The organism is Serratia sp. (in: enterobacteria) (genome assembly GCF_052400455.1).
Taxonomy (GTDB): Bacteria; Pseudomonadota; Gammaproteobacteria; order Enterobacterales; family Enterobacteriaceae; genus Serratia; species Serratia ureilytica.
In genome coordinates this window covers 3,576,260-3,598,390 of record NZ_CP185812.1, presented here as the reverse complement: position 1 = coordinate 3,598,390, position 22,131 = coordinate 3,576,260, and the positions used below count along the sequence as shown (strand labels likewise).

General features: G+C 60.9%; 24 protein-coding genes. 19 read left to right on the top strand and 5 right to left on the bottom strand.

What is annotated here, in order from left to right; all coding sequences use genetic code 11:
- Positions 1-15 precede the first annotated feature (15 nt).
- Entirely contained in the window at positions 16-690 is a 675-nt protein-coding gene (gene tctD, locus ACORQT_RS17420) for a transcriptional regulator TctD (RefSeq protein WP_033643888.1), read from the top strand.
- Positions 677-2,095 (top strand): sensor histidine kinase, encoded by a 1,419-nt coding sequence (locus ACORQT_RS17415; protein WP_072627264.1) that lies wholly within the window; start codon positions 677-679, stop codon positions 2,093-2,095. The genes tctD and ACORQT_RS17415 overlap by 14 nt, the downstream gene beginning before the upstream one ends.
- Here the strand turns inward: ACORQT_RS17415 and ACORQT_RS17410 are convergent.
- Complete coding sequence (locus ACORQT_RS17410; RefSeq protein WP_072627265.1) at positions 2,092-3,012, bottom strand: DMT family transporter; 921 nt, start codon at positions 3,010-3,012, stop codon at positions 2,092-2,094. The two genes, ACORQT_RS17415 and ACORQT_RS17410, sit on opposite strands and share 4 nt — an antisense overlap.
- 117 nt (positions 3,013-3,129) lie before the next feature.
- On the opposite strand from ACORQT_RS17410, the gene ACORQT_RS17405 reads away from it, so the two are divergent.
- The 15 genes from ACORQT_RS17405 to hisP all read left to right on the top strand — a co-directional run bounded on the left by ACORQT_RS17405 (position 3,130) and on the right by hisP (position 17,450).
- Positions 3,130-3,903, top strand: a complete 774-nt coding sequence (locus ACORQT_RS17405) for an AraC family transcriptional regulator (RefSeq protein ID WP_033643885.1) — start codon at positions 3,130-3,132, stop codon at positions 3,901-3,903.
- A 53-nt stretch (positions 3,904-3,956) separates the two neighbouring features.
- Positions 3,957-5,078, top strand: a complete 1,122-nt coding sequence (pdxB, locus tag ACORQT_RS17400) for a 4-phosphoerythronate dehydrogenase PdxB (RefSeq protein ID WP_033643884.1) — start codon at positions 3,957-3,959, stop codon at positions 5,076-5,078.
- A 110-nt stretch (positions 5,079-5,188) separates the two neighbouring features.
- Positions 5,189-6,199, top strand: a complete 1,011-nt coding sequence (locus tag ACORQT_RS17395) for an aspartate-semialdehyde dehydrogenase (protein ID WP_033643883.1) — start codon at positions 5,189-5,191, stop codon at positions 6,197-6,199.
- Positions 6,199-7,020, top strand: coding sequence for a tRNA pseudouridine(38-40) synthase TruA (gene truA, locus ACORQT_RS17390; RefSeq protein WP_033643882.1), 822 nt, complete (start codon positions 6,199-6,201; stop codon positions 7,018-7,020). The genes ACORQT_RS17395 and truA overlap by 1 nt, the downstream gene beginning before the upstream one ends.
- A gap of 78 nt (positions 7,021-7,098) precedes the next feature.
- Entirely contained in the window at positions 7,099-7,761 is a 663-nt protein-coding gene (locus tag ACORQT_RS17385; protein ID WP_072627267.1) for a DedA family protein, read from the top strand.
- Positions 7,762-7,993: 232 nt separating this feature from the next.
- Positions 7,994-8,902, top strand: coding sequence for an acetyl-CoA carboxylase, carboxyltransferase subunit beta (gene accD / locus ACORQT_RS17380; RefSeq protein WP_033643880.1), 909 nt, complete (start codon positions 7,994-7,996; stop codon positions 8,900-8,902).
- 191 nt (positions 8,903-9,093) lie between these two features.
- Positions 9,094-10,359, top strand: a complete 1,266-nt coding sequence (gene folC / locus ACORQT_RS17375; RefSeq protein ID WP_444859250.1) for a bifunctional tetrahydrofolate synthase/dihydrofolate synthase — start codon at positions 9,094-9,096, stop codon at positions 10,357-10,359.
- Positions 10,360-11,112, top strand: coding sequence for a cell division protein DedD (gene dedD, locus ACORQT_RS17370; protein ID WP_033643878.1), 753 nt, complete (start codon positions 10,360-10,362; stop codon positions 11,110-11,112).
- Positions 11,113-11,346: 234 nt separating this feature from the next.
- Complete coding sequence (gene cvpA, locus ACORQT_RS17365; RefSeq protein WP_004936119.1) at positions 11,347-11,847, top strand: colicin V production protein; 501 nt, start codon at positions 11,347-11,349, stop codon at positions 11,845-11,847.
- A gap of 21 nt (positions 11,848-11,868) precedes the next feature.
- The gene (purF, locus tag ACORQT_RS17360) at positions 11,869-13,386 is read left to right on the top strand and encodes an amidophosphoribosyltransferase (protein WP_033632500.1); all 1,518 of its coding nucleotides are present in this window, start codon (positions 11,869-11,871) and stop codon (positions 13,384-13,386) included.
- A gap of 139 nt (positions 13,387-13,525) precedes the next feature.
- Positions 13,526-14,098: a UbiX family flavin prenyltransferase gene (locus tag ACORQT_RS17355; RefSeq protein ID WP_033643877.1), complete on the top strand. Its 573-nt coding sequence runs from the start codon at positions 13,526-13,528 to the stop codon at positions 14,096-14,098.
- Between the two features lie 304 nt (positions 14,099-14,402).
- The gene (gene hisJ / locus ACORQT_RS17350; protein ID WP_033643876.1) at positions 14,403-15,185 is read left to right on the top strand and encodes a histidine ABC transporter substrate-binding protein HisJ; all 783 of its coding nucleotides are present in this window, start codon (positions 14,403-14,405) and stop codon (positions 15,183-15,185) included.
- 82 nt (positions 15,186-15,267) lie between these two features.
- Entirely contained in the window at positions 15,268-15,954 is a 687-nt protein-coding gene (locus ACORQT_RS17345) for a histidine ABC transporter permease HisQ (protein ID WP_033635345.1), read from the top strand.
- Positions 15,951-16,655 (top strand): ABC transporter permease, encoded by a 705-nt coding sequence (locus ACORQT_RS17340; protein ID WP_033643875.1) that lies wholly within the window; start codon positions 15,951-15,953, stop codon positions 16,653-16,655. Before ACORQT_RS17345 ends, ACORQT_RS17340 begins: the two co-directional genes overlap by 4 nt.
- A 21-nt stretch (positions 16,656-16,676) precedes the next feature.
- On the top strand, positions 16,677-17,450 hold the full coding sequence (hisP, locus tag ACORQT_RS17335) for a histidine ABC transporter ATP-binding protein HisP (RefSeq protein WP_004936098.1): 774 nt from the start codon (positions 16,677-16,679) through the stop codon (positions 17,448-17,450).
- A gap of 7 nt (positions 17,451-17,457) precedes the next feature.
- Here the strand turns inward: hisP and ACORQT_RS17330 are convergent, their stop codons facing one another.
- The 3 genes from ACORQT_RS17330 to yfcG all read right to left on the bottom strand — a co-directional run bounded on the left by ACORQT_RS17330 (position 17,458) and on the right by yfcG (position 19,501).
- Complete coding sequence (locus ACORQT_RS17330) at positions 17,458-18,372, bottom strand: TIGR01777 family oxidoreductase (protein ID WP_033643873.1); 915 nt, start codon at positions 18,370-18,372, stop codon at positions 17,458-17,460.
- A gap of 16 nt (positions 18,373-18,388) precedes the next feature.
- Complete coding sequence (gene folX / locus ACORQT_RS17325) at positions 18,389-18,760, bottom strand: dihydroneopterin triphosphate 2'-epimerase (RefSeq protein ID WP_025303682.1); 372 nt, start codon at positions 18,758-18,760, stop codon at positions 18,389-18,391.
- 111 nt (positions 18,761-18,871) lie between these two features.
- The gene (yfcG, locus tag ACORQT_RS17320; RefSeq protein ID WP_016926886.1) at positions 18,872-19,501 is read right to left on the bottom strand and encodes a GSH-dependent disulfide bond oxidoreductase; all 630 of its coding nucleotides are present in this window, start codon (positions 19,499-19,501) and stop codon (positions 18,872-18,874) included.
- A 233-nt stretch (positions 19,502-19,734) separates the two neighbouring features.
- Here yfcG and yfcE point away from each other — a divergent pair, with 233 nt between their 5' ends.
- Positions 19,735-20,286: a phosphodiesterase gene (gene yfcE / locus ACORQT_RS17315; protein ID WP_033643871.1), complete on the top strand. Its 552-nt coding sequence runs from the start codon at positions 19,735-19,737 to the stop codon at positions 20,284-20,286.
- Positions 20,287-20,386: 100 nt separating this feature from the next.
- The gene (yfcD, locus tag ACORQT_RS17310) at positions 20,387-20,932 is read left to right on the top strand and encodes an NUDIX hydrolase YfcD (RefSeq protein ID WP_004936086.1); all 546 of its coding nucleotides are present in this window, start codon (positions 20,387-20,389) and stop codon (positions 20,930-20,932) included.
- A gap of 53 nt (positions 20,933-20,985) precedes the next feature.
- On the opposite strand, the gene ACORQT_RS17305 is transcribed toward yfcD, so the two are convergent.
- Positions 20,986-22,005 (bottom strand): LacI family DNA-binding transcriptional regulator, encoded by a 1,020-nt coding sequence (locus tag ACORQT_RS17305; protein ID WP_033651947.1) that lies wholly within the window; start codon positions 22,003-22,005, stop codon positions 20,986-20,988.
- Positions 22,006-22,131: the final 126 nt, after the last annotated feature.

Here is a 22,131-nt window from a genome sequence, read left to right as displayed (position 1 = left end):
CAATGGAATGGGAACATGCGACTGTTATTGGTTGAAGATCACCCCGAGCTGTCTCACTGGTTGCAAAAGGCGCTGACCGGCGCCGGATTTGCCGTCGACGTCGCGCCGGACGGCGTGGCCGCCGACCACCTGTTGCTTAATGAACGCTATGCGCTGGCGGTGCTGGATGTGGCGTTGCCGCGTCTGAACGGTCTCGATTTGCTGGCGCGCTTGCGCAAGCGCGGGCAGGATCTGCCGGTGCTGTTGCTGACGGCGCGCACCGACGTGACCGACCGGGTGAAAGGCCTGAATCTGGGGGCGGACGACTACCTGACCAAACCGTTCGAACTGGACGAGCTGGAGGCGCGCATTCGGGCGTTGCTGCGCCGCAGCGTCGGCGCCGCGCAGCCGGCGTTGCAATACGGCGCGTTGACCTATCATGACGAAGGTTATTTCCTGCTGGAGAGCAAACCGCTGGCGCTGACGCCGCGCGAGCTGGCGGTGCTGACCGCGCTGATGCACCGGCGCGGCCGCCCGGTGGCCAAGCAGCAGCTGTTTGAGCAGGTGTTTACGCTGTCTGACGAGGCCAATCCGGAGAGCATCGAGCTTTACGTACACCGTTTGCGAAAAAAGCTGCAGGGCAGCGACGTGGCGATCGTCACGCTGCGCGGTCTGGGCTACAGCCTGGAACTGTGCAATGCGGTGGTTTAACGCGCCGCGTTCGCTGTTTTATCAACTGCTGCTGTTTTTTGGCCTGCCGCTGCTGGCGCTGGGCGGCATCTCTATCTACACCCACTACTTCAGCGCCATGAGCGCCGCCACCCTGGCCTACGACCGCACGCTGCTGGCGTCGGCGCGCACCGTGGCGGAGCGGCTGGTGGTGCGCGAAGGCAAGCTGGCGGTCGATGTGCCTTATGTGGTGCTCGACAGCTTCGAGCGCAACATGAACGATCAGCTCTATTACGAGGTGATCTCGCCGCAGGGGAAAAGCATCTCGGGCTATGACGATTTGCCGTCGTTGCCGCCCCACATTCCACGCTCCACCCTCTATCCGGCATTGGTGCATTTCTACGATGCGGAATACCTCGGCCGGCCGATCCGCGTGGCGGCGCTGTTTCAACCGGTCAACGAGTCGGGCGTGAGCGGCATGGCGACCATTCTGGTGGCGGAAACCCTGGAATCGCGTCGTTACCTGGCGCGGCAGATGATGATCGCGGCGCTGTTGAGCCAGGGCACGGTGGTGGTGTTGACCCTGATCCTGGCGTTCGCGCTGCTCAAGCGGGTGTTGAAGCCGATGCGTAAACTCTCCGGCATCATGCTGCGGCGCGATCCGGGCGAACTGACGCCTTTGCCGCGGGTTCTTCCCTGGTCGGAGATGCAGCCGCTGCTGGTGGCATTTAATCGTTACATCGAACGGCTGCGGCTGATGGTGGCGCGTCAGGAACGCTTCAGCGCCGACGCCTCTCACCAGCTGCGCACCCCGCTGGCGGTGCTGAAGACCCAGGTCGGGGTGGCGCTGGCCAGCGATCGGCCGCAGCAGTGGCGCGAAAGTCTGCAGGCGATGAGCGCGACGCTGGATAACACCGTGGCGCTCACCGACCGTCTGCTGCACCTCTCGCGCCTGAAAGCCAGCGAGCACAGCGCCGATCGCAAGCTGCAGCCGGTCAATTTGGCGCAGGTGCTGCGCGACGCCTGTTTCTCTCGCTTGCCGCAGGCGCGCAGCAAACAGATCGATCTCGGTTTCGAGGGTGAAGCGGCGTGTCAGGTCGCGGGGGAGCCGCTGCTGTTGGCCGAGCTGTGCGCCAATCTGCTGGACAACGCGCTGAAATACACGCCGCGCCAGGGCGTGGTGACCGCCCGCCTTACGCGGGACAAGACTACGGGGGAAGGGGTGCTGGAGATTGAAGACAGCGGCCCGGGCATCGCCTTGCAGGACAAGGCGTTGGCGCTGCAGCCGTTTCATCGTTTGGACAACGTGGGCGATCAGCCGGGCGCCGGTTTGGGATTGGCGTTGGTGAAGGATATCACCGCGTATCACGGCACCCGCCCGGAGCTGTTGAGCTCCGCCGCGCTGGGCGGCCTGTTGGTGCGGGTGCGTTTCAGGTTGCTGGCTTAGGCCTGTTCTTTGCAGGAATCTGCGTCTGCCGCCGGGGCTTTGGCTTTACGCGTCAGCGGCGTGCGCAGCCGCTGCGACAGGATCACGCCCAGCAGGGTGATGCCGCCGCCGATCAGGTGGTAACCGTGCAATTGTTCATGCAGGAACAGCACCGCGATAGCGGCGGTAAACACCGGCGCCAGGTTCATGAAGATCGAGGTGGTGTTGGCGCCCAGGCGCAGGACGCCCTGGATCCACAGGTACGGCGCGATGATCGAGGCCGGAATGCCGGCGAACAGCACCAGCGGCAGGTTATGGCCGTTCAAGCCGACATCCTTCGCCATCAGGAAATTCGGCAGCAGCAACAGCACGCCGAACAGGATCTGCACGTAGAGCGATTGCCAGTTCGGCAGCGCGATGGCCCAGCGTTTGGTCAACACGCCATACAGCGCGTAAGAGGCGGTGGCGAGCAGCATCATCAATTCCCCTTTGCCGATACCGTGCTGCAACAGCGCGCCGGGCTGACCGCCGCTGACCAGCCAGATCAAACCGCAGAAGGAGAGAATGCTGCCGAGCAGCACGCCGACGGTCGGCGCAATGCGCAGCAGTACGATGCTGATCAGGATGGTCAGCAGTGGGATCAGCGACACGATGATGCCCATAAACAGCGCGCTGACGCTGTGCGCCGCGTAATAGGCCAGGCTTTGATACAGCACCATGCCGAGCAAGCCGAGGATCATCAGCTTCCACCAGTTGGCGCGCACCTGCGCCCAGTTGCGAAGCACGCCCGGCAGCACAAACGGCGTCAGGGCGATCAGCGCCAGCAGCCAGCGGTAGAGCGAGATGGCCGCCGGATCGATGGCGGTGGCGGAGAGTTTGCTGACGACGGCGTTAATCGACCAAATCAGCACGGCCAGCAGGGGGAAAAGCATATTCATGACAATTATTCTCAATAGCGTCCAACATGCTGGCTAGTCTACGCGTGTCCGGTTTATCATATATAACGATATTCAGACAAAAATCGGCGTAAATAAGACAAATCACGAGACGAAACCATGCCAGAAATCCGCCATTTCCCCGAGTCGCTGATCCCGGCGCCAAACCCGGTGCAGTTTCGTTGCGAGGAGTTCAACGTCCGCACCGAATTCCAGCCGCACAGCCATACCTGGGGCCAATTGATGTGGGTCAAAGCCGGGGTGATGGTGCTGCGCATCGGCGGGCAGCGCTTTCTGGCGCCGCCGGAGTACGTGCTGTGGACGCCGGCGGGCATCGAACACTCCTGTTACAACCAGCGGCTGGCGCAGTGCCGCATGGTGGACATCGCGCCGGCGCTGTGCGCCGGCATGCCGGCCGATCCTTGCCTGGTCAATGTGACGCCGATCTTTCGCGCCATCGCCGAGGATTTCTATGCGCGCAAACAGTACATTCCGCAGGCGGAGGCGGATTTGCGCCTCTGCCAGGTGCTGATCGACCAACTGCATCTGTCGCCGCGCCAGCAAACCTATCTGCCGTCGTCGGACGACAAATTTTTGGCGCCGGTGCTGGAAGCGCTGGAACATTGCCCGGCGGACAACACTTCGCTGGCGACGTGGGCGAAGCGGGTATACACCACCGAGCGCACGCTGTCTCGCCGCTGCCAGCAGGATTTGGGCATGCCGTTCAGCGAATGGCGCCAGCGCCTGCGGTTCCTGCACGCCGTGTCGCTGCTCGAACAGGGCAAAACCGTGCAGGACGTGGCGCTGGAGGTCGGTTACAGCTCCGCGTCGGCCTTTATCGTCATGTTCCAGCAGATCGCCGGCACCACCCCTGAGCGCTTTCGCCGTGCCTGATTCAGTGGCACACTATTTCGCAGACAAATAGCCGTAAACCGTCGGAGAACGCAGTGAAAATTCTGGTTGATGAAAATATGCCGTATGCGGCCGAGCTGTTCAGCCGCCTGGGCGACGTGCGGGCGGTGCCGGGGCGTCCGATCCCGCTTGAGGCGCTGGCGGATGCCGACGCGCTGATGGTACGTTCGGTCACCAAGGTCAATGAAGCCTTGTTGGCCGGCAGCCGCATCGGCTTTGTCGGCACCGCTACCGCCGGCACCGATCACGTCGATGATGCCTGGCTGCAACGGCAGGGCATCGGGTTTTCCGCCGCGCCGGGCTGCAACGCCATCGCGGTGGTCGAGTATGTGTTCTCCGCATTGATGCTGCTGGCCGAGCGCGATGGCTTCCAATTGCGGGATAAAACCGTCGGCATCGTCGGCGTGGGCAACGTCGGTTCGCGTCTGGACGCGCGCCTCAAAGCGCTGGGCGTGCGCACGCTACTGTGCGATCCACCGCGCGCCGATCGCGGCGACGCCGGGGAATTCTGGCCACTGGAGAAATTGGTGGCCGAGGCCGACGTGCTGACCTTCCATACGCCGCTGAATAAATCCGGCCCGTATCATTCATTGCATCTGGCGGACGCCGATCTGCTGGCGGCGTTGCCGGACAACCGCATTCTGATCAACGCCTGCCGTGGGCCGGTGGTGGATAACGCTGCGTTGCTGCAGGCGCTGGAAAAAGGCAAAAAGCTGAGCACGGTGCTGGACGTGTGGGAACCGGAGCCGGATCTCGCCTTGCCGCTGTTGGCGCGGGTGGATATCGGCACCGCGCACATCGCCGGGTATACGCTGGAAGGCAAGGCGCGCGGCACCACCCAGGTGTTCGAAGCGTTCAGTCGCCATCTGGGGCAGCCGCAACAGGTGGCGTTGGCCTCGCTGCTGCCGGTGCCGGAGTTCAGCCAGATCCGTCTCAACGGCCCGCTGGATGAAGCGCGGTTAAAACGATTGATGCACTTGGTGTATGATGTGCGCCGCGATGATGCGCCGCTGCGCAAAGTCGCCGGGCAACCGGGCGAGTTCGATCGCCTGCGCAAGCACTACCAGGAACGCCGCGAGTGGTCTTCGCTGGCCGTGCAATGCGATGACAGCGCCAGCGCCGAGCTGCTCGGCAAGTTGGGCTTCAGCATCGCGTAGCGCGTAAGGTTGTCTTAAGCCAACGCCGCTACAGTGAGCGGCAAAGATTATCGGGCGGTGGCTGCACTGCCCGTCTGCTTTTATGAATGAAATACTCTGGAGAAAACCCAATGTCTGACGGCTGGAATATCGCGCTGCTCGGCGCCACTGGCGCGGTAGGTGAAGCGTTGCTGGAATTGTTGCAGGAACGCCAGTTCCCGGTGGGTGAGCTCTATCCTCTGGCAAGCGAACGCAGCGCGGGCGCCAATGTGCGCTTCAACGGCAAGTCTCTTCTGGTGCAAAACGCCGAAGAGTTCGATTGGTCGCAGGCGCAGCTGGCCTTCTTCGTCGCCGGCAGCGACGCTTCCGCGCGCTATGCCGAAGAGGCCGGCAACATGGGCTGTCTGGTGATCGACACCAGCGGCCTGTTCGCCATGGAACCGGATGTGCCGCTGGTGGTGCCGGGCGTGAACCCGCAGGTGCTGGCGGATTACCGCAACCGCAACATCGTCGCGGTGGCCGACAGCATGGTCAGCCAACTGCTGACGGCGATCAAACCGCTGACCGAACAGGCGGGGCTGTCGCGCCTGCACGTCACGACGCTGATGTCGGTATCCTCGCGTGGCAAGGCGGCGGTGGACGATCTGGCCGGCCAGAGCGCGCGGCTGTTGAACGGCATCCCGGCCGAAGAAGGCGTTTTCACAAAACAGCTGGCGTTTAATATGCTGCCGCTTGTCGCCGACGAGCAGGGCAGCGTGCGCGAAGAACGCCTGATCGTCGATCAGGTGCGCAAGGTGCTGCAGGACGAAGGGTTGCCGATTTCGGTGAGCTGCATCCAGTCGCCGGTGTTTTATGGCCACGCCCAGGTCGTGCATCTGGAAGCGCTGCGTCCGCTGTCCGCCGAAGAGGCGCGCAGCGAGCTTGAAGAGGTCGAAGACGTTCAACTGAGTGAAGAGGATGATTACCCGACTCAGGTCACCGAAGCTTCCGGCAGCGATGCGCTCAGCATCGGGTGTCTGCGCAACGATTACGGCATCCCCGAGCTGTTGCAGTTCTGGACGGTGGCGGACAACGTCCGCTTCGGCGGCGCGTTGATGGCGATCGAAACCGCCGAGCGTCTGGTGCAGGAGCAGATGTACTGATGTCTGAGGTGGTCTCGCCCGTTAAGCCGACGCTGAAGGTAGCGCTGGGCATCGAATATGACGGCAGCCGTTACTACGGCTGGCAGCGGCAGCAAGAAGTGGCCAGCGTGCAGGAACGGCTAGAGCAGGCGTTGAGCAAGGTGGCGGATGCGCCGATCAACGTGCTGTGCGCCGGGCGCACTGACGCCGGGGTGCACGCCACCGGGCAGGTGGTGCACTTCGAAACCACCGCGCGCCGCAAGGACGCCGCCTGGACGATGGGCGTCAACACCCATTTGCCGCCGGACATCGCGGTGCGCTGGGTGAGCCCCGTCGCCGATGATTTTCACGCGCGTTTCAGCGCCACCGCGCGCCGTTACCGCTATATTATTTTCAACCATCGCTACCGGCCGGCGGTGTTGCAACAGGGGGTGACGCATTTTTATCACCCGCTGGACGCGGACCGCATGCATCGGGCGGCGCAGGCATTGCTGGGCGAGAACGACTTTACCTCGTTTCGCGCGGTGCAATGCCAGTCGCGCACCCCGTGGCGCTGCGTAAAACACGTTAAGGTTACGCGCTACGGCGAATATATTGTGGTAGATATCAAGGCGAATGCCTTCGTGCATCACATGGTTCGCAACATCGTCGGCAGCCTGATGGAGATCGGCTGCGGCAATCAGGATGAGAACTGGATGGCCGAGTTGCTGGCGCTGAAGGATCGCAATCTGGCGGCGGCGACGGCGCGAGCCGAGGGGCTGTATCTGGTTTCCGTGGACTATCCCGACCACTTTGGCATCCCGCGGCCGCCGATGGGGCCGCTGTTTTTACCCGACGATTAAACGCCGGCACGCCTGAAAGCGTCGCTCCCTTGTGCTTCTGCCGGGTGATTGAAACGCCCGGCATCAATGAGAGAATTTATGGACATCATCAAGTTTATTATTGATTTCATTCTGCATATTGATGTGCACCTGGCCGAACTGGTCGCACAATACGGCATGTGGGTCTACGCTATTCTGTTCCTGATCCTGTTTTGCGAGACCGGTTTGGTGGTGACGCCGTTCCTGCCGGGGGATTCTTTGCTGTTCGTCGCCGGCGCGCTGGCGGCTTTGCCGACCAACGATCTGAACGTGCACACCATGGTGGCGTTGATGGCCGTGGCGGCGATCATCGGCGATGCGGTGAACTACACTATCGGGCGGTTGTTCGGCGAGAAGCTGTTCAGCAACCCGAATTCGAAAATCTTCCGCCGCAGCTACCTGGATAAAACGCATCAGTTTTATGAGAAGCACGGCGGGAAAACGATTATTCTGGCGCGATTCGTGCCGATCGTGCGTACTTTTGCGCCGTTCGTCGCCGGCATGGGGCATATGTCCTATCGCCACTTCGCCGCCTACAACGTGATTGGCGCACTGGTTTGGGTGCTGCTCTTCACTTATGCTGGCTACCTGTTCGGCGATCTGCCGGTGGTACAGGAGAACCTGAAACTGCTGATCGTCGGGATCATCATCGTTTCGATTCTGCCGGGCGTGATTGAAATTTGGCGCCACAGGCGCGCCGCCGCCCGCCAGCAAAAACAATAAAAACATCGCTCAACCTGTCGGTTCGACCAGTTTTTTGTCCACAGCGTCGGGCCGATATGGTTTAATGAGCGACATTATGGTCTGTTCCTGCGAACAACCCTGAAGCCGATGCCTCGGTCGCGCGCTTGCCGCGCGGCGAACGGGCATTTTTTCATTGGGGGTGTTTTCAGGGGGATTGTTAAAGCATGAACAGCGGACTGGCGTGTGCCAGGTTCAAACAGAAAGGTCATCGATGAGCTGGATTGAACGAATTCTTAACAAGAGCAATATCACACAAACCCGTAAGGCGAGCATTCCTGAAGGGGTCTGGACCAAATGCGACAGCTGCGGCCAGGTTCTCTACCGCGCCGAGCTGGAGCGTAATCTGGAAGTGTGTCCGAAGTGCGACCACCATATGCGTATGAGCGCGCGCGCGCGTCTGCATACCCTGCTGGATGAAGGCAGCGAAGTGGAGCTGGGCAGCGATCTGGAGCCGAAGGACGTTCTGAAATTCAAGGATTCCAAGCGCTATAAAGATCGTCTGGTCGCCGCACAGAAAGCGACCGGCGAGAAAGATGCGCTGGTGGTGATGAAGGGCACGCTGTACGGCATGCCGATCGTCGCGGCGTCCTTTGAATTCGCCTTCATCGGCGGTTCGATGTCTTCCGTGGTTGGCGCGCGTTTCGTGCGTGCGGTTGAGCAGGCGCTGGAGGACAACTGTCCGCTGGTGTGCTTCTCCGCCAGCGGCGGCGCGCGCATGCAGGAGGCGCTGATGTCGCTGATGCAGATGGCGAAAACCAGCGCGGCGTTGGCCAAAATGCAGGAGCGCGGCTTGCCGTACATCTCCGTGCTGACCGACCCGACCATGGGCGGCGTCTCCGCCAGCCTGGCGATGCTGGGCGACATCAACATCGCCGAGCCGAAAGCGCTGATCGGCTTTGCCGGCCCGCGCGTGATCGAGCAGACCGTGCGCGAGAAACTGCCGCCGGGCTTCCAGCGTAGCGAGTTCCTGATCGAAAAAGGCGCGATCGATATGATCGTTCGCCGCCCGGAAATGCGCCAAACGCTGGCGAGCATTCTGTCCAAGCTGACCAACCAGCCGCAGCCGCATTTCGATGAGGCCGCGCCGGTCATTGAGCCGGAGCAGCAGGCCGACGCCTGAGGCAAAGACGGATCCCGCCCGGGTTCAGCCGCCACTTTGTGGCTAAGTGACGGCTGATGCCCGTTCCCTGCCGGCCGCAGCCTATGACGTTGCGGTTTGCAGGTGGGCGGCAGTGACGAAGCGCATCGCCTTTACCGCGGTGAGGGTGGTGCCCTGATGGATTAATGAACCCAAGTTCAGTGATGGGACTCATGCAAAACCACCAAATTCCCCAAGCCACGTCGCCATTGAGCTCGTGGCTTTACTATCTGGAACGTCTGCACAGCCAGGCGATCGAACTCGGCCTCGAGCGCGTACAGCGCGTCGCGGCGCATCTGGACTTACTGACCCCCGCTCCCACGGTGTTCACCGTTGCCGGCACTAACGGCAAAGGCACGACCTGTCGCACCCTTGAAGCCATTCTGCTGGCCGCCGGCCTGCGCGTCGGCGTTTACAGCTCACCGCATCTGGTGCGCTACACCGAGCGCGTGCGCATTCAGGGGGAAGAGCTGAGCGAAGCGGAGCACAGCCGCTCGTTTGCCGCCATTGAAGCCGGCCGCGGCGAAACGTCGCTGACCTATTTCGAATTCGGCACCCTGTCGGCGCTGCAGCTGTTCAAACAGGCGCGGCTGGACGTGGTGATCCTGGAAGTCGGCTTGGGCGGGCGTCTCGACGCCACCAACATCGTCGATCCGAGCGTGGCGGTGATCACCAGCATCGCGCTCGATCACACCGACTGGCTGGGCAACGATCGCGAAAGCATCGGCCGTGAAAAGGCCGGCATTTTCCGCAGCGGCAAGCCGGCGGTAGTGGGCGAACCCGACATGCCGGACAGCATTCGTCAGGTCGCCGAAACGCTGGGCGCGCCGCTGTATCGCCGCGGTGAAGCCTGGAGCTTCAGCGAGCAGGGCGATCGCTGGCAGTGGCAGGGCGGCGACACGCTGCTGACCGATCTGCCGACGCCGAACGTGCCGCTGGCCAACGCCGCTACCGCGCTGGCGGCGCTGAATTGTTCCCCGCTGGAAATCGACGAGCGCGCGATCTTCACCGGGCTGCAGCAGGCGACGCTGCCGGGGCGTTTCCAGATCGTGCGGCGGGAGCCGATGCTGATCCTCGATGTGGCGCACAACCCGCACGCCGCCGGCTATCTCGCCGGGCGTCTGGCCAAGCTGCCGCGCGACGGCGGCAAGGTGCGCGCGGTGGTGGGCATGCTGTCGGACAAGGACATCGCCGGTACGCTGGCCTGCCTGAGCGAGCAGGTGGATGAATGGTACTGCGCACCGCTCGACGGCCCGCGCGGCGTCAGCGTTGAACTGCTGGCGCAACATCTGGCGGAACCGCGACGCTTTAATGATGTCGAAACTGCCTGGCGGCAGGCTATGCAGGATGCTGATAAACAGGATATTGTGATCGTCTGTGGATCGTTCCACACCGTTGCGCAGGTGATGGCGGCGTCAGACGAGATGCGGGGAGTGTGAGTGGCGAGTAAATTTCAGAACCGACTGGTCGGAACCGTGATTCTGGTGGCGCTGGGGGTGATCATCCTGCCAGGGTTGCTGGACGGCAAAAAGAAGCATTACGAGGATGAATTCGCGGCCATTCCTTTGGTGCCGAAGGCGGGCGACGTCGAAGAGAACGACGTGTTGCCGCCGGTGACGCAGCCGTTGCCGGCGCAGCCGCCGGAAGGGGCGGGCGCGCTGGTCGAGCAGCAGGCGGCCAACGAAGCGGCGGCGCAACAGGCGGTGCGACAGAATGCTCAGCAACCGACGCAGGTGGCGCCGCCGCCGGTCGAGACGCGTCCTCAGCCGGTACAGCAGCAGCCTAAGCCGAAACCGGTGGAAACCAAACCGGTAGAGGTGAAACCGAAACCGGCGCCGCAGCCGAAGCCGGTGGAAGTGAAACCGACGCCTAAGCCGGAGCCGAAACCTGAACCGACGCCGAAGCCTGAGCCGGCACCGCAGCCGAAACCGGCGGAAGAAAAAGCGCCGGCCGGGCAAGCCTATGTCGTGCAGCTCGGGGCGTTGAAAAATGCCGCCAAGGCGAACGAGATTGTCGCTTCGCTGCGTCTTTCGGGCTATCGCGCCTTCACCGTGCCGTCAACGCCGGTGCAAGGGCAGATCACCCGCATCTACGTCGGCCCGGATGCTTCCAAGCAGAAGCTGCAGGCGGCATTGCCGTCGCTGAACTCGATCAGCGGGCTGAGCGGGCAGGTGAAGCCGTACGGTCGTTAAACCCCGCAGGGGCGCAGCAGGATGCGCCCCTGAATTAAGGAGTGGTGGAGAGATCTCGAGAGAAACCGCGCCTTTTACAGGCGAAATCACCTATGTAGGCGCGGCGATTGGGAATTTTTTAATCGCCGCTTTTTATTTGTAACGTGGTAGGAAATCCCCTACGCAAACGTTTTCTTTTTCTGTTAGAATTCGCCGCGAATTGGATGCAGGGGCGATTCATCATTGGAATAGTTCATGGTCTGGATTGATTACGTCATTATAGCGGTGATTGGATTTTCGGCTCTGGTGAGCCTGATCCGAGGGTTTGTTCGCGAAGCATTGTCACTTGTGACATGGGGATGTGCGTTTTTTGTTGCCAGCCATTTCTACTCTTACCTTGCGGTCTATTTCACTCGTTTTGAAGATGAACTGGTGCGAAACGGCATCGCGATCGCGATTTTGTTCATCGCGACCCTGATCGTAGGGGCTATTGTTAACTATGTGATTAGCTCACTGGTAGAGAAAACCGGGCTGTCGGGCACCGACAGGGTGCTGGGCATCTGCTTCGGCGCATTGCGCGGCGTGTTGATCGTTGCGGCGATCCTGTTCTTCCTGGATACCTTTACCGGCTTTTCACAAAGTGCCGACTGGAAACAGTCGCAGCTGATTCCCCAGTTCAGTTACGTCATCAGGTGGTTCTTTGACTACCTGCAGAGCACGTCGAGTTTCTTGCCGACCCAATTGCCGGGGCGGTAGCGCTGATGAGGAAAAGACAACATGTGCGGTATTGTCGGTATCGCCGGTTTTATGCCGGTAAACCAGTCGATTTATGATGCGCTGACGGTGCTTCAGCACCGTGGCCAGGATGCCGCAGGCATCGTCACCATTGACGCCCACAACGGGTTCCGTTTGCGCAAAGCCAACGGCCTGGTGAAGGATGTATTTGAGGCGCGCCATATGCAACGCTTGCAGGGCAACATGGGCATTGGCCATGTGCGTTACCCGACGGCCGGCAGCTCGAGCGCCTCTGAGGCCCAGCCTTTCTACGTCAACTCGCCGTTCGGCATTACGCTGGCCCACAATGGCAACCTGACCAACGCCCATGAGCTGCGCCAAAAGCTGTTCGAAAGCGGCCGCCGCCATGTCAACACCACCTCCGACTCGGAAATCTTGCTGAACGTGCTGGCCAGCGAGCTGGATCGCTTCCCGCATTATCCGCTGGAGGCCGACAACATCTTTACCGCGGTCGCCGCCATGCATCAGCAACTGCGCGGCGCTTACGCCTGCGTGGCGATGATTATCGGCCACGGCCTGCTGGCGTTCCGCGACCCGTACGGCATTCGTCCGCTGGTGATCGGCAAACGCACGCTGGAAGATGGCCGCAGCGAGTATATGGTGGCTTCCGAGAGCGTGGCGCTGGATACCCTGGGCTTTGAATTCCTGCGCGACGTGGCGCCGGGCGAAGCGGTGTACATCACCACCAAGGGCCAGTTGTTCACCCGCCAGTGCGCAGAGAATCCGAAAACCAATCCGTGTCTGTTCGAATACGTCTATTTCGCGCGCCCGGACTCCTTTATGGACAAGATCTCGGTCTACAGCGCCCGTGTGCGCATGGGCCAGAAGCTGGGCGAGAAGATTGCCCGCGAATGGGAAGATCTGGACATCGACGTGGTGATCCCGATTCCGGAAACCTCCTGCGACATCGCGCTGGAGATCGCGCGCATTCTCGACAAACCCTACCGCCAGGGCTTTGTGAAGAACCGCTACGTCGGCCGCACCTTCATCATGCCGGGCCAGCAGGCGCGTCGTCAGTCGGTGCGCCGCAAGCTGAACGCCAACCGCGCCGAGTTCCGCGACAAGAACGTGCTGCTGGTGGATGATTCCATCGTGCGCGGCACGACCTCAGAGCAGATCGTCGAGATGGCGCGCGAAGCGGGCGCCAAGCGCGTGTACCTGGCTTCCGCGGCGCCGGAAGTGCGTTTCCCTAACGTCTACGGCATCGACATGCCGAGCGCCAACGAACTGATCGCCCACGGGCGCGAAGTGGATGAAATCCGCCAAATCATCGGCGCCGATGGGCTGATCTTCCAGGACCTCGACGATCTGATCGAAGCGGTGCGTGAAGAAAACCCGGACATCACCCAGTTCGAATGCTCGGTATTCAACGGCATCTACGTGACCAAAGACGTCGATCAAAGCTATCTGGAATACCTGGAGTCGCTGCGCAACGACGACGCCAAGGCGCTGCGGGGACAAACCGAAGCGGAAAATCTGGAACTGCATAACGAAGGCTAACCGCCTGCGTTGATCCATCAGGGGGCATCGTCGCGTCTGCGGCGGTGCGCCTTGCTCCTGTGAACTTGCTTATCCCTCGCCATTGCGGCAAAGTCTGCCTGATCTTATTTTTTACTTTTTACGGCAGAGGCCATTCTTCATGAAACGACTCATCATCGGCATTTCCGGCGCCAGCGGCGCGATCTACGGCGTGCGCCTGTTGCAGGTCTTGCGCGACGTCGCAGAGGTGGAAACCCATCTGGTGATGAGCAACGCTGCAAGGCAGACGCTGGCGCTGGAAACGCCGTACAGTCTGCGTGAAGTGCAGGCGCTGGCCGATGTGGTTCACGATGCGCGCGATATCGCCGCCGCCATCTCTTCCGGTTCCTTCAAAACACTGGGCATGGCGATTTTGCCTTGTTCAGTCAAAACGCTGTCCGGCATCGTCAACAGCTACAGCGACGGACTGCTGACCCGCGCCGCCGACGTGGTGCTGAAAGAACGCCGCCGCCTGGTATTGTGCGTGCGTGAAACGCCGTTGCACCTTGGGCACCTGCGGCTGATGACGCAGGCGGTGGAAATGGGCGCGGTGATCATGCCCCCGGTGCCGGCGTTTTATCACCAGCCGAAAAGCGTGGAAGACATCATCGATCAGACCGTCAATCGGGTGATCGATCAGTTTGATATCGAATTGCCGGCCGATCTGTTCACCCGTTGGCAGGGTGCTGATTAACATTTTCATCCCCAAATTGGTACATTTGTGCAACACCGCACTGAATTAGGGCGGCGCATGCACCATAATGATCCCACTTCATCACGTTCACTGTTTCATGGCGCCGTCCTGTCGCGGCTGCCAGTGGCGCGGCCCCGAGCGGCCGATTTAATTTTGCGGTTATCGTCCCAGGAAACAGTATTGTGAAGGCCGGAGCCGTTCCCTCCGCCCGTAGCACCTAATGTGGCACGATTACTGCAAATTGATTTGGTGGGGAAAAGTAATGCCCGTAGTGGCATCAAAAAAATCAATTTGAGGGTAATTTATGAAAAAGCTGGTTAAGGTTCTTCCTTTAGTCTTGGCTTTGGCGGCCGCAAACAGCGCATTCGCCGCTATCCCATCGACATTGAAGATTGGCACCGATCCGACTTATGCGCCGTTTGAATCCAAAAACGCCAAAGGCGAGCTGGTCGGCTTCGATATCGATTTGGCCAAAGAGCTGTGCAAACGCATAAATACCCAATGCACCTTCGTGGAGAGCGACTTTGACGCGCTGATCCCATCCCTCAAGGCGAAAAAGATCGACGCTATCATCTCTTCGCTGTCCATCACCGAAAAACGCCAGCAGGAAATCGCCTTTACCGACAAGCTGTATGCCGCCAACGCCCGCCTGATCGCGCCGAAGGGGTCTAAGCTGTTGCCTACCGTGGATGCGTTGAAAGGCAAGAGCGTGGGCGTGCTGCAGGGCACGACCCAGGAAGCCTACGCCAACGCCATGTGGCAGCCGAAGGGCGTCACCGTAGTGCCTTATCAGAACCAGGATCTGGTCTACGCCGATCTGGCCTCCGGGCGTATCGACGCCGCCTTCCAGGATGAAGTGGCGGGCAGCGATGGCTTCCTGAAACAGCCGCCGGGCAAAGACTATGCGTTCGCCGGCGAATCGGTGAAGGATGACAAATTCTTTGGCGTCGGCACCGGCATGGGGCTGCGCAAAACCGATACCGAGCTGAAAGCGGCGCTGGACAAAGCCTTCGCCGAGATGCGCAAAGACGGCACCTACGATAAATACGCGAAAAAGTACTTCGACTTCGACGTCTACGGCGGCTAATTCGCTAACCGTTCCATGCTGTGACTGCGGGGCCGGTGCGCCGGCTCCGATGGTTCGGATCCTAGACGACAGGGTGAAGTAGATGCTGCAAGGCTATTCCCAACTGATTTTCGAGGGGGCTCTGGTGACGCTGGAGTTGGCCCTCAGTTCCGTATTGTTGGCGGTGGTGATCGGGTTGATCGGCGCCGGCGGCAAACTCTCCCACAACCCCCTTATTTCCGGCCTGTTCGGCGCTTACACCACGCTGATCCGCGGCGTGCCCGATCTGGTGCTGATGCTGCTGATTTTTTATGGCCTGCAAATCGCCTTGAACAACATCACCACGCTGCTCGGTTTCTCGCAGATCGATATCGACCCGCTCGGCGCCGGCATCATTACCCTCGGCTTTATTTACGGCGCGTACTTTACCGAAACCTTCCGCGGCGCCTACTTGGCGGTGCCGAAAGGGCAGATTGAGGCGGCGACGGCCTACGGCTTCAGCGGCGCGCAGATCTTTCGGCGCATTTTGTTCCCGGCGATGATGCGCTTCGCCTTGCCGGGCATCGGCAACAACTGGCAGGTGATCCTGAAGGCGACGGCGCTGGTGTCTATCCTTGGCCTGAACGACGTGGTGAAAGCCACGCAGTTGGCGGGGAAAGGCACCTATCAGCCGTTCTTCTTCGCCATCGTAGCCGGCGTGGTTTACCTGATTTTCACTACCGTTTCCAACGGCGTGCTGTTGTGGCTTGAACGGCGTTACTCACTGGGCGTCAAGAGGGCCGAGCTATGATCGAGATTTTGCAACAGTATTGGCAGTCGCTGCTGTGGAGCGATGGCTACCGTTTCACCGGCGTGGCGGTCACGCTGTGGCTGCTGATCGCCTCCGTGGTGATGGGCGGGCTGCTGGCGATCCCGATGGCGGTGGCGCGCGTCTCTTCCCTGCGCTGGGTGCGTTTCCCGGTGTGGCTCTACACCTACGTGTTTCGCGGCACGCCGCTGTACGTGCAGTTGCTGGTGTTCTACTCCGGCATGTACAGCCTGGAAATCGTGCGCGGCAGCGAGTTTCTCAACGCGTTTTTCCGCAGCGGGCTCAACTGCACCATCCTGGCGCTGACGCTCAACACCTGCGCGTATACTACCGAGATCTTCGCCGGGGCGATCCGCTCGGTGCCGCACGGTGAAATCGAGGCCGCCAACGCCTACGGTTTCTCGCGCTTCAAGATGTATCGCTGCATCATTTTGCCTTCGGCGCTGCGCACCGCGCTGCCGGCCTACAGCAACGAAGTGATCCTGATGCTGCACTCCACCGCGCTGGCGTTTACCGCCACCGTGCCGGACCTGCTGAAGATTGCGCGCGACATCAATGCCGCGACCTATCAGCCGTTTTACGCTTTCGGCATTGCGGCGGTGTTGTACCTGATCATCTCCTACGTGTTAATCAGCCTGTTCCGCAAAGCTGAAAAACGCTGGATGGCACACGTTAGTCACTGATAAATGACGGGAAGAAAAACCATGTCTGAGAATAAATTAGCCGTCACGGAACTGCACAAACGCTATGGCGATCACGAGGTGCTGAAGGGCGTCTCGCTGGCGGCCAACGCCGGGGATGTGATCAGCATCATCGGCTCCTCCGGCTCCGGCAAAAGCACCTTTCTGCGCTGCATCAACTTCCTCGAGAAGCCGAGCGAAGGCTCGATCAGCCTGAACAACGAAGATATTCGCATGGTGCGCGACAAGGACGGCCAGCTGAAGGTATTCGACAAGAAGCAGCTGCAGCTGCTGCGCACCCGCCTGACCATGGTGTTCCAGCATTTTAACCTGTGGAGCCATATGACGGTGCTGGAGAACGTGATGGAGGCGCCGGTGCAGGTGCTGGGGCTGAGCAAGGCCGACGCGCACGAGCGCGCGGTGCGCTACCTGGATAAAGTGGGCATCGACGAGCGGGCGCGCGGCAAGTACCCGGTGCACCTGTCGGGCGGCCAGCAGCAGCGCGTCTCCATTGCCCGCGCATTGGCGATGGAGCCGGAGGTGCTGCTGTTTGACGAACCGACGTCGGCGCTGGATCCCGAGTTGGTGGGCGAGGTGCTGCGCATCATGCAGAAGCTGGCGGAGGAGGGAAAAACCATGGTAGTGGTGACGCACGAAATGGAATTTGCGCGCCACGTTTCGAACCACGTGATCTTCCTGCACAAAGGGTTGATCGAAGAGCAGGGCCCGCCGGCCGAGCTGTTCGGCAATCCCAAAAGCCCGCGCCTGCAGCAGTTCCTGTCCGGCGCGTTGAAGTAACCTCAGATCAGCGGGCTTCGGCCCGCTGATTGACAACGTCATCCAATGCCTGTTCCAGCTCCAGATAACGGAAGTGGAAACCGGCCTCTTCCAGGCGCTTCGGCACCGCCCGCTGGCCGCCGAGCACCAGCACCGCCGCTTCCCCCATCAACAGCCGCATGACGAACGCCGGCACCCGCAGAAACGCCGGGCGATCGAGCACGTTGGCCAATTGGGCGGCGAATTGCTCGTTGTGCACCGGGTAGGGAGCGACCATGTTGAACGGGCCGCTCAGGGTGGCGTGATCCAGCAGATAAATAATGCCGTTGACCATGTCTTCGAGGTGGATCCACGGCAGGTATTGGCGACCGTCGCCGATCGGGCCGCCGAGCCCGAAGCGGAACGGCGGTAGCATTTTGGCCAGCGCGCCGCCCTGTGGCGCCAGCACCACGCCGGTGCGCAGCAGGCAGACGCGGGTGGCGTCGCTTTGCGCCTGCAGCGCCAGCGCTTCCCAGCGTTGACACAGCTGGTGGGTGAATTCGTCGTGCGGCGGCTCCTCTTCGGTCACCACCGCCTGCCCCTGATCGCCGTAGTAGCCGACGGCGGAACCGGAAATCAGCACGCCGGGGGGCGTGCTGCCGGCCTTGATCAGCTTCGCCAAGCGTTCGGTCAGATCCCAGCGGCTGCGGCACAGCCGCTCTTTCTGCTGCGCGCTCCAGCGCTTGTCGGCGATAGGTTCGCCGGCCAGGTTGATCACCGCGTCAAATTCATCCAGCGATTGCCGGTCGTCCAGCGTTCGCCAATAGCTCGGCCGGTCGCCCAGCCGGGCTCGGGCTCGCCGTTCGTCTCGGGTCAGCACCGTAATGTGGTGAGAAAGCGCCAGCAGTCTTGCCGTCAGGCTGCTGCCTATCAATCCCGTTGCGCCGGTGATCAGGATCCGCATGGTCGACCTCCCTGAATTAGTCCCGGCGGTAGCTCATGGTCATGGAAACCGAGTCGGCGTAGCGCAGGGCCAGAAGTTTATCTATCTCCACTTCAGCATAGGTCACCCAGGCGTGTTCTTTTACGATATCGAGCACATCCTGCGTTAATTTTTCCAGCAACGCGAAACGGTTATCTTCCACATGGCGGATGATCGCTTTGGTGATGGTGCGGTAGTTGAGCGCATCGGCGATATCTTCGCTGTTGCGCGCCTTGTCCGCCGGGTAGTGGATCACCACGTTGATCAGGACGTCCTGTCGGTTGTTGATTTCCTCTTCCTTGATACCGATGAACGTGCGCAGCCGCAGATTTTTAATGCGAATAACGGCGTCGGGTTGACTGAAAGACATCAGAGATTCTCCATAGGTCTGATTATTAGCGTTCAGAATACACGGAAAGTAGGGAAATGATAACGCAGGGACGATGTGACTCCCCGGCCGACGGGGAGTCGGGGGAGGCACTTAGGCTTGTTCGGCCAGTTTGTAGGCGCGCTCGGTCGCCGGGCGATTGCTGATGCGCTCGAACCAGTTGCGCACCGCCGGGTAATCCGCCAGATCGATGCGCTGGCGCGGATGCGACACGACCCACGGGTAGGTGGCGATATCGGCGATGCTGTAGTTATCGCCGCCCAGGTACGGGTGTTTTTGCAGTTCAGCTTCCAGCACGCCGTACAGCCGCTTGGTCTCCAGATGGTAACGCTCGATGGCGTAAGGCACCGGCTGCGGCGCGTAGTGGTTAAAGTGGTGATTCTGCCCGAGCATCGGCCCGAATCCGGCCACTTGCCAGAACAGCCACTGCAGGGTAGCGGCGCGTTCGCGCAGGCCCTTGCTCAGCAGCTTGCCGGTCTTCTCCGCCAGATACAGCAGGATTTCCCCGGATTCGAACAGGCTGATCGGCGCGCCGCCGTCCACCGGTTGCTGATCGACGATCGCCGGGATTTTGTTGTTGGGAGAAATGCTCAGAAAGTCCGGTTTGAACTGCTCGCCGGCGCTGATGTTTACGCGATGGATACGGTAGGGTAAGCCGACCTCTTCCAAAAACAAGGTGATCTTGTGACCATTGGGAGTAGGCGCGTAATACAGGTCAATCATGTTGCCTCCTGCGGTAAGGTGATCTGTAATTCATTACACGTTGCTGCGGTCTTCGCCGCGCACAAAGGTATATCAGAGATCCAACAATAGCAGCTAAGGATAGCAGGCTATGTGGGATTCGTCCGATGCTATCTGCGCAGTTGGATCACAATTCTCCACCGGGGCGGGCGGCAGTTTGCCGCACGGCGCCGGCGCGGTAAAATGGCGCTTATTTCCCTCTATAGGACAAGGTTATGAAGCTGATGTTCGCCTCGGATATCCACGGTTCGCTGCCGGCGACCGAACGCGTGCTGGAATTGTTCGCACAACACGGCGCCGACTGGTTGATTCTTCTGGGTGATTTGCTGAATCACGGCCCGCGCAACGCGCTGCCCGCCGGGTATCAGCCCGCTCAGGTTGCCGAACGATTGAATCGCTATAGCGACAAGATCATCGCCGTTCGCGGCAATTGCGACAGCGAGGTCGATCAGATGCTGCTGACGTTTCCCATCGAGGCGCCCTGGCAACAGGTTTTACTGCAAAAAAGACGATTGTTTTTGACCCACGGTCACCTTTATCATCCCTCGGCACTGCCGCCGTTATCCTGCGGTGACGTCTTGGCCTATGGCCATACGCATCTGCCGCAGGCGGAGCGGCAGGGTGAGATCTATTGCTTCAATCCGGGCTCGGTCAGCATCCCGAAAGGGGGCTTTCCCGCCAGCTACGGCATGTTGGAAAGCGGCACTTTGCGCGTGCTGACGCTCGACGACGGCAAGGTCGTCGCGGAGGTGGCGTTAACACGCTAAACGCACTAATTTATACACACACAATAAAAATCTTTGAAAAACACTCATTGATTAACCAGCGCGCGGGATTGCATCGCGCCAAAATAGAAGGTTTTAGAGGATGGCGGAACAGGGTCAGGCTGCAGATACCGAGTGGGTTGATATCGTCGACGAGCAAAACGAGGTGATTGCTCAATCCAGTCGTCAACAGATGCGGGCGGAGCGGCTGCGTCATCGTGCTACCTATATTGTGGTGCATGATGGGATGGGAAAAATTCTGGTGCAGCGTCGCACCGAGATCAAGGACTTCTACCCGGGCTGGCTGGACGCGACGGCGGGCGGCGTAGTGCAAAGCGGTGAAAACGTGCTGGATTCGGCGCGCCGCGAGGCGGAAGAGGAGCTGGGCATCGCCGGCGTGCCTTTCGCCGAGCACGGTCTGTTCTACTTCGAGGAAGAGCAGTGCCGGGTGTGGGGGGCGCTGTTCAGCTGCGTATCGCACGGGCCGTTCGCGCTGCAGGAAGAAGAAGTGGCCGAGGTGTGCTGGCTGACGCCGGAAGAGATCACCGCCCGCTGCGACGAGTTTACCCCGGATTCGCTGAAGGCGCTGTCGCTGTGGCTGACGCGCAACAATGAACAGGATTACGGCAAGCCGCTCGACAATCACTGAGCCGCCTGCGCATGGAAAAGCCGGTCATCGACCGGCTTTTTTTACGGGCGGATTCAGCAGCTGTCGCGGCGGCACAGCGTGGCGGGCAGGGAGCCTGGCGGCTGCCAGGGATGCTCGTTCAGCCGCGCCAGCAGCGCCTGGCCGGCCTGAATGCCGATGTCGCGATGCGGAATGGTCATGGTGGTCAGCGGCGGCTGGCACACCCGGCTGAACTCGCTGTTGCCGAAGCCCACCACCGCCAGATTATCCGGCACCTTGATGCGCCGCCGCTGGCATTCATACAGCACGCCGCCCGCCAGTTCGTCCGACGCGCACACCAGCGCGTCCAGCTCCGGCCAGGCCAGCAAGAATTCCGGCAGCTGCTGCGCGCCGGTGCTGAAGCTGGCGGGCTGCGCGGCGTTGATGACCCGATGCGGCGACATATGGTTGCGCAGCAGCGCCTTGTGCCAGCCCTGCAGGTGCTGCTGGAAAATCCACTGTTCCTGATTGGCGCACAGCAGCCCGATATTCTGGTAACCGCTGGCGATCACCGTTTGCGTCAGCTGATACATGGCCGCCACGTAATCGATGCCGATGCTCATGTCGATCGGATCGGCGCGTACGGCGCCGATCTCCACCACCGGAATGTTGGCGGCGATCAACGCGTTGCGGGCATTTTGCGAATGCTCGACGCTGAGCAGCACCGCCGCCGCCAGGTTGTAAGAGAGCAGCGTCTCCAGCAGTTTCTCCTCGCGTTCCAGGTGGTGCTGCGACTCCGCCAGCATGATGTGATAGCCGGCGGGCTGCAGCACTTTCTGCAGGCCGGCGAACATTTCGGCGCAGCCGGATTCGGACAGGCTGGGCACCACCATGGCGATGGTGTAGGACGAGGCCGAGGCCAGCGAGCTGGCGGCCAGGTTGGGCAGATAGCCCAGCTCGTTTACCGCCGCGTCTATCTTCTCGCGCAGTTTGTCCGAAACCTGTTCCGGCGTGCGCAGCGCGCGCGACACCGTCATGGTGCCGACGCCCGCCAGCTGCGCTACGTCAGCCAACGTCACCCTGCCTGTGCTGCGGCGTTTTTTACCGATCGACATGCCTAATCCCGACTGAAATGCGCGCGCGGCGCATAAAGATTGTGATGGTGGGAAGCCGACGGCGCGGCTTCGACGATCCCAGTATGCGGCACATTCTACCCCGTAACCCGGAAGAGCGAGAAAAAA

Excerpts from the sequence above, each read along its gene's own strand:
- purF (WP_033632500.1), top strand. The coding sequence starts at position 11,869 with ATGTGCGGTATTGTCGGTATCGCCGGTTTTATGCCGGTAAACCAGTCG.
- hisP (WP_004936098.1), top strand. The coding sequence starts at position 16,677 with ATGTCTGAGAATAAATTAGCCGTCACGGAACTGCACAAACGCTATGGC.
- yfcE (WP_033643871.1), top strand. The coding sequence starts at position 19,735 with ATGAAGCTGATGTTCGCCTCGGATATCCACGGTTCGCTGCCGGCGACC.
- ACORQT_RS17410 (WP_072627265.1), bottom strand. The coding sequence starts at position 3,012 with ATGAATATGCTTTTCCCCCTGCTGGCCGTGCTGATTTGGTCGATTAAC.
- cvpA (WP_004936119.1), top strand. The coding sequence starts at position 11,347 with ATGGTCTGGATTGATTACGTCATTATAGCGGTGATTGGATTTTCGGCT.
- folC (WP_444859250.1), top strand. The coding sequence starts at position 9,094 with ATGCAAAACCACCAAATTCCCCAAGCCACGTCGCCATTGAGCTCGTGG.
- yfcD (WP_004936086.1), top strand. The coding sequence starts at position 20,387 with ATGGCGGAACAGGGTCAGGCTGCAGATACCGAGTGGGTTGATATCGTC.
- ACORQT_RS17385 (WP_072627267.1), top strand. The coding sequence starts at position 7,099 with ATGGACATCATCAAGTTTATTATTGATTTCATTCTGCATATTGATGTG.
- truA (WP_033643882.1), top strand. The coding sequence starts at position 6,199 with ATGTCTGAGGTGGTCTCGCCCGTTAAGCCGACGCTGAAGGTAGCGCTG.
- folX (WP_025303682.1), bottom strand. The coding sequence starts at position 18,760 with ATGTCTTTCAGTCAACCCGACGCCGTTATTCGCATTAAAAATCTGCGG.
- tctD (WP_033643888.1), top strand. The coding sequence starts at position 16 with ATGCGACTGTTATTGGTTGAAGATCACCCCGAGCTGTCTCACTGGTTG.
- ACORQT_RS17345 (WP_033635345.1), top strand. The coding sequence starts at position 15,268 with ATGCTGCAAGGCTATTCCCAACTGATTTTCGAGGGGGCTCTGGTGACG.
- ACORQT_RS17355 (WP_033643877.1), top strand. The coding sequence starts at position 13,526 with ATGAAACGACTCATCATCGGCATTTCCGGCGCCAGCGGCGCGATCTAC.
- hisJ (WP_033643876.1), top strand. The coding sequence starts at position 14,403 with ATGAAAAAGCTGGTTAAGGTTCTTCCTTTAGTCTTGGCTTTGGCGGCC.
- ACORQT_RS17415 (WP_072627264.1), top strand. The coding sequence starts at position 677 with ATGCGGTGGTTTAACGCGCCGCGTTCGCTGTTTTATCAACTGCTGCTG.
- ACORQT_RS17340 (WP_033643875.1), top strand. The coding sequence starts at position 15,951 with ATGATCGAGATTTTGCAACAGTATTGGCAGTCGCTGCTGTGGAGCGAT.
- accD (WP_033643880.1), top strand. The coding sequence starts at position 7,994 with ATGAGCTGGATTGAACGAATTCTTAACAAGAGCAATATCACACAAACC.
- ACORQT_RS17395 (WP_033643883.1), top strand. The coding sequence starts at position 5,189 with ATGTCTGACGGCTGGAATATCGCGCTGCTCGGCGCCACTGGCGCGGTA.
- yfcG (WP_016926886.1), bottom strand. The coding sequence starts at position 19,501 with ATGATTGACCTGTATTACGCGCCTACTCCCAATGGTCACAAGATCACC.
- ACORQT_RS17405 (WP_033643885.1), top strand. The coding sequence starts at position 3,130 with ATGCCAGAAATCCGCCATTTCCCCGAGTCGCTGATCCCGGCGCCAAAC.
- ACORQT_RS17330 (WP_033643873.1), bottom strand. The coding sequence starts at position 18,372 with ATGCGGATCCTGATCACCGGCGCAACGGGATTGATAGGCAGCAGCCTG.
- ACORQT_RS17305 (WP_033651947.1), bottom strand. The coding sequence starts at position 22,005 with ATGTCGATCGGTAAAAAACGCCGCAGCACAGGCAGGGTGACGTTGGCT.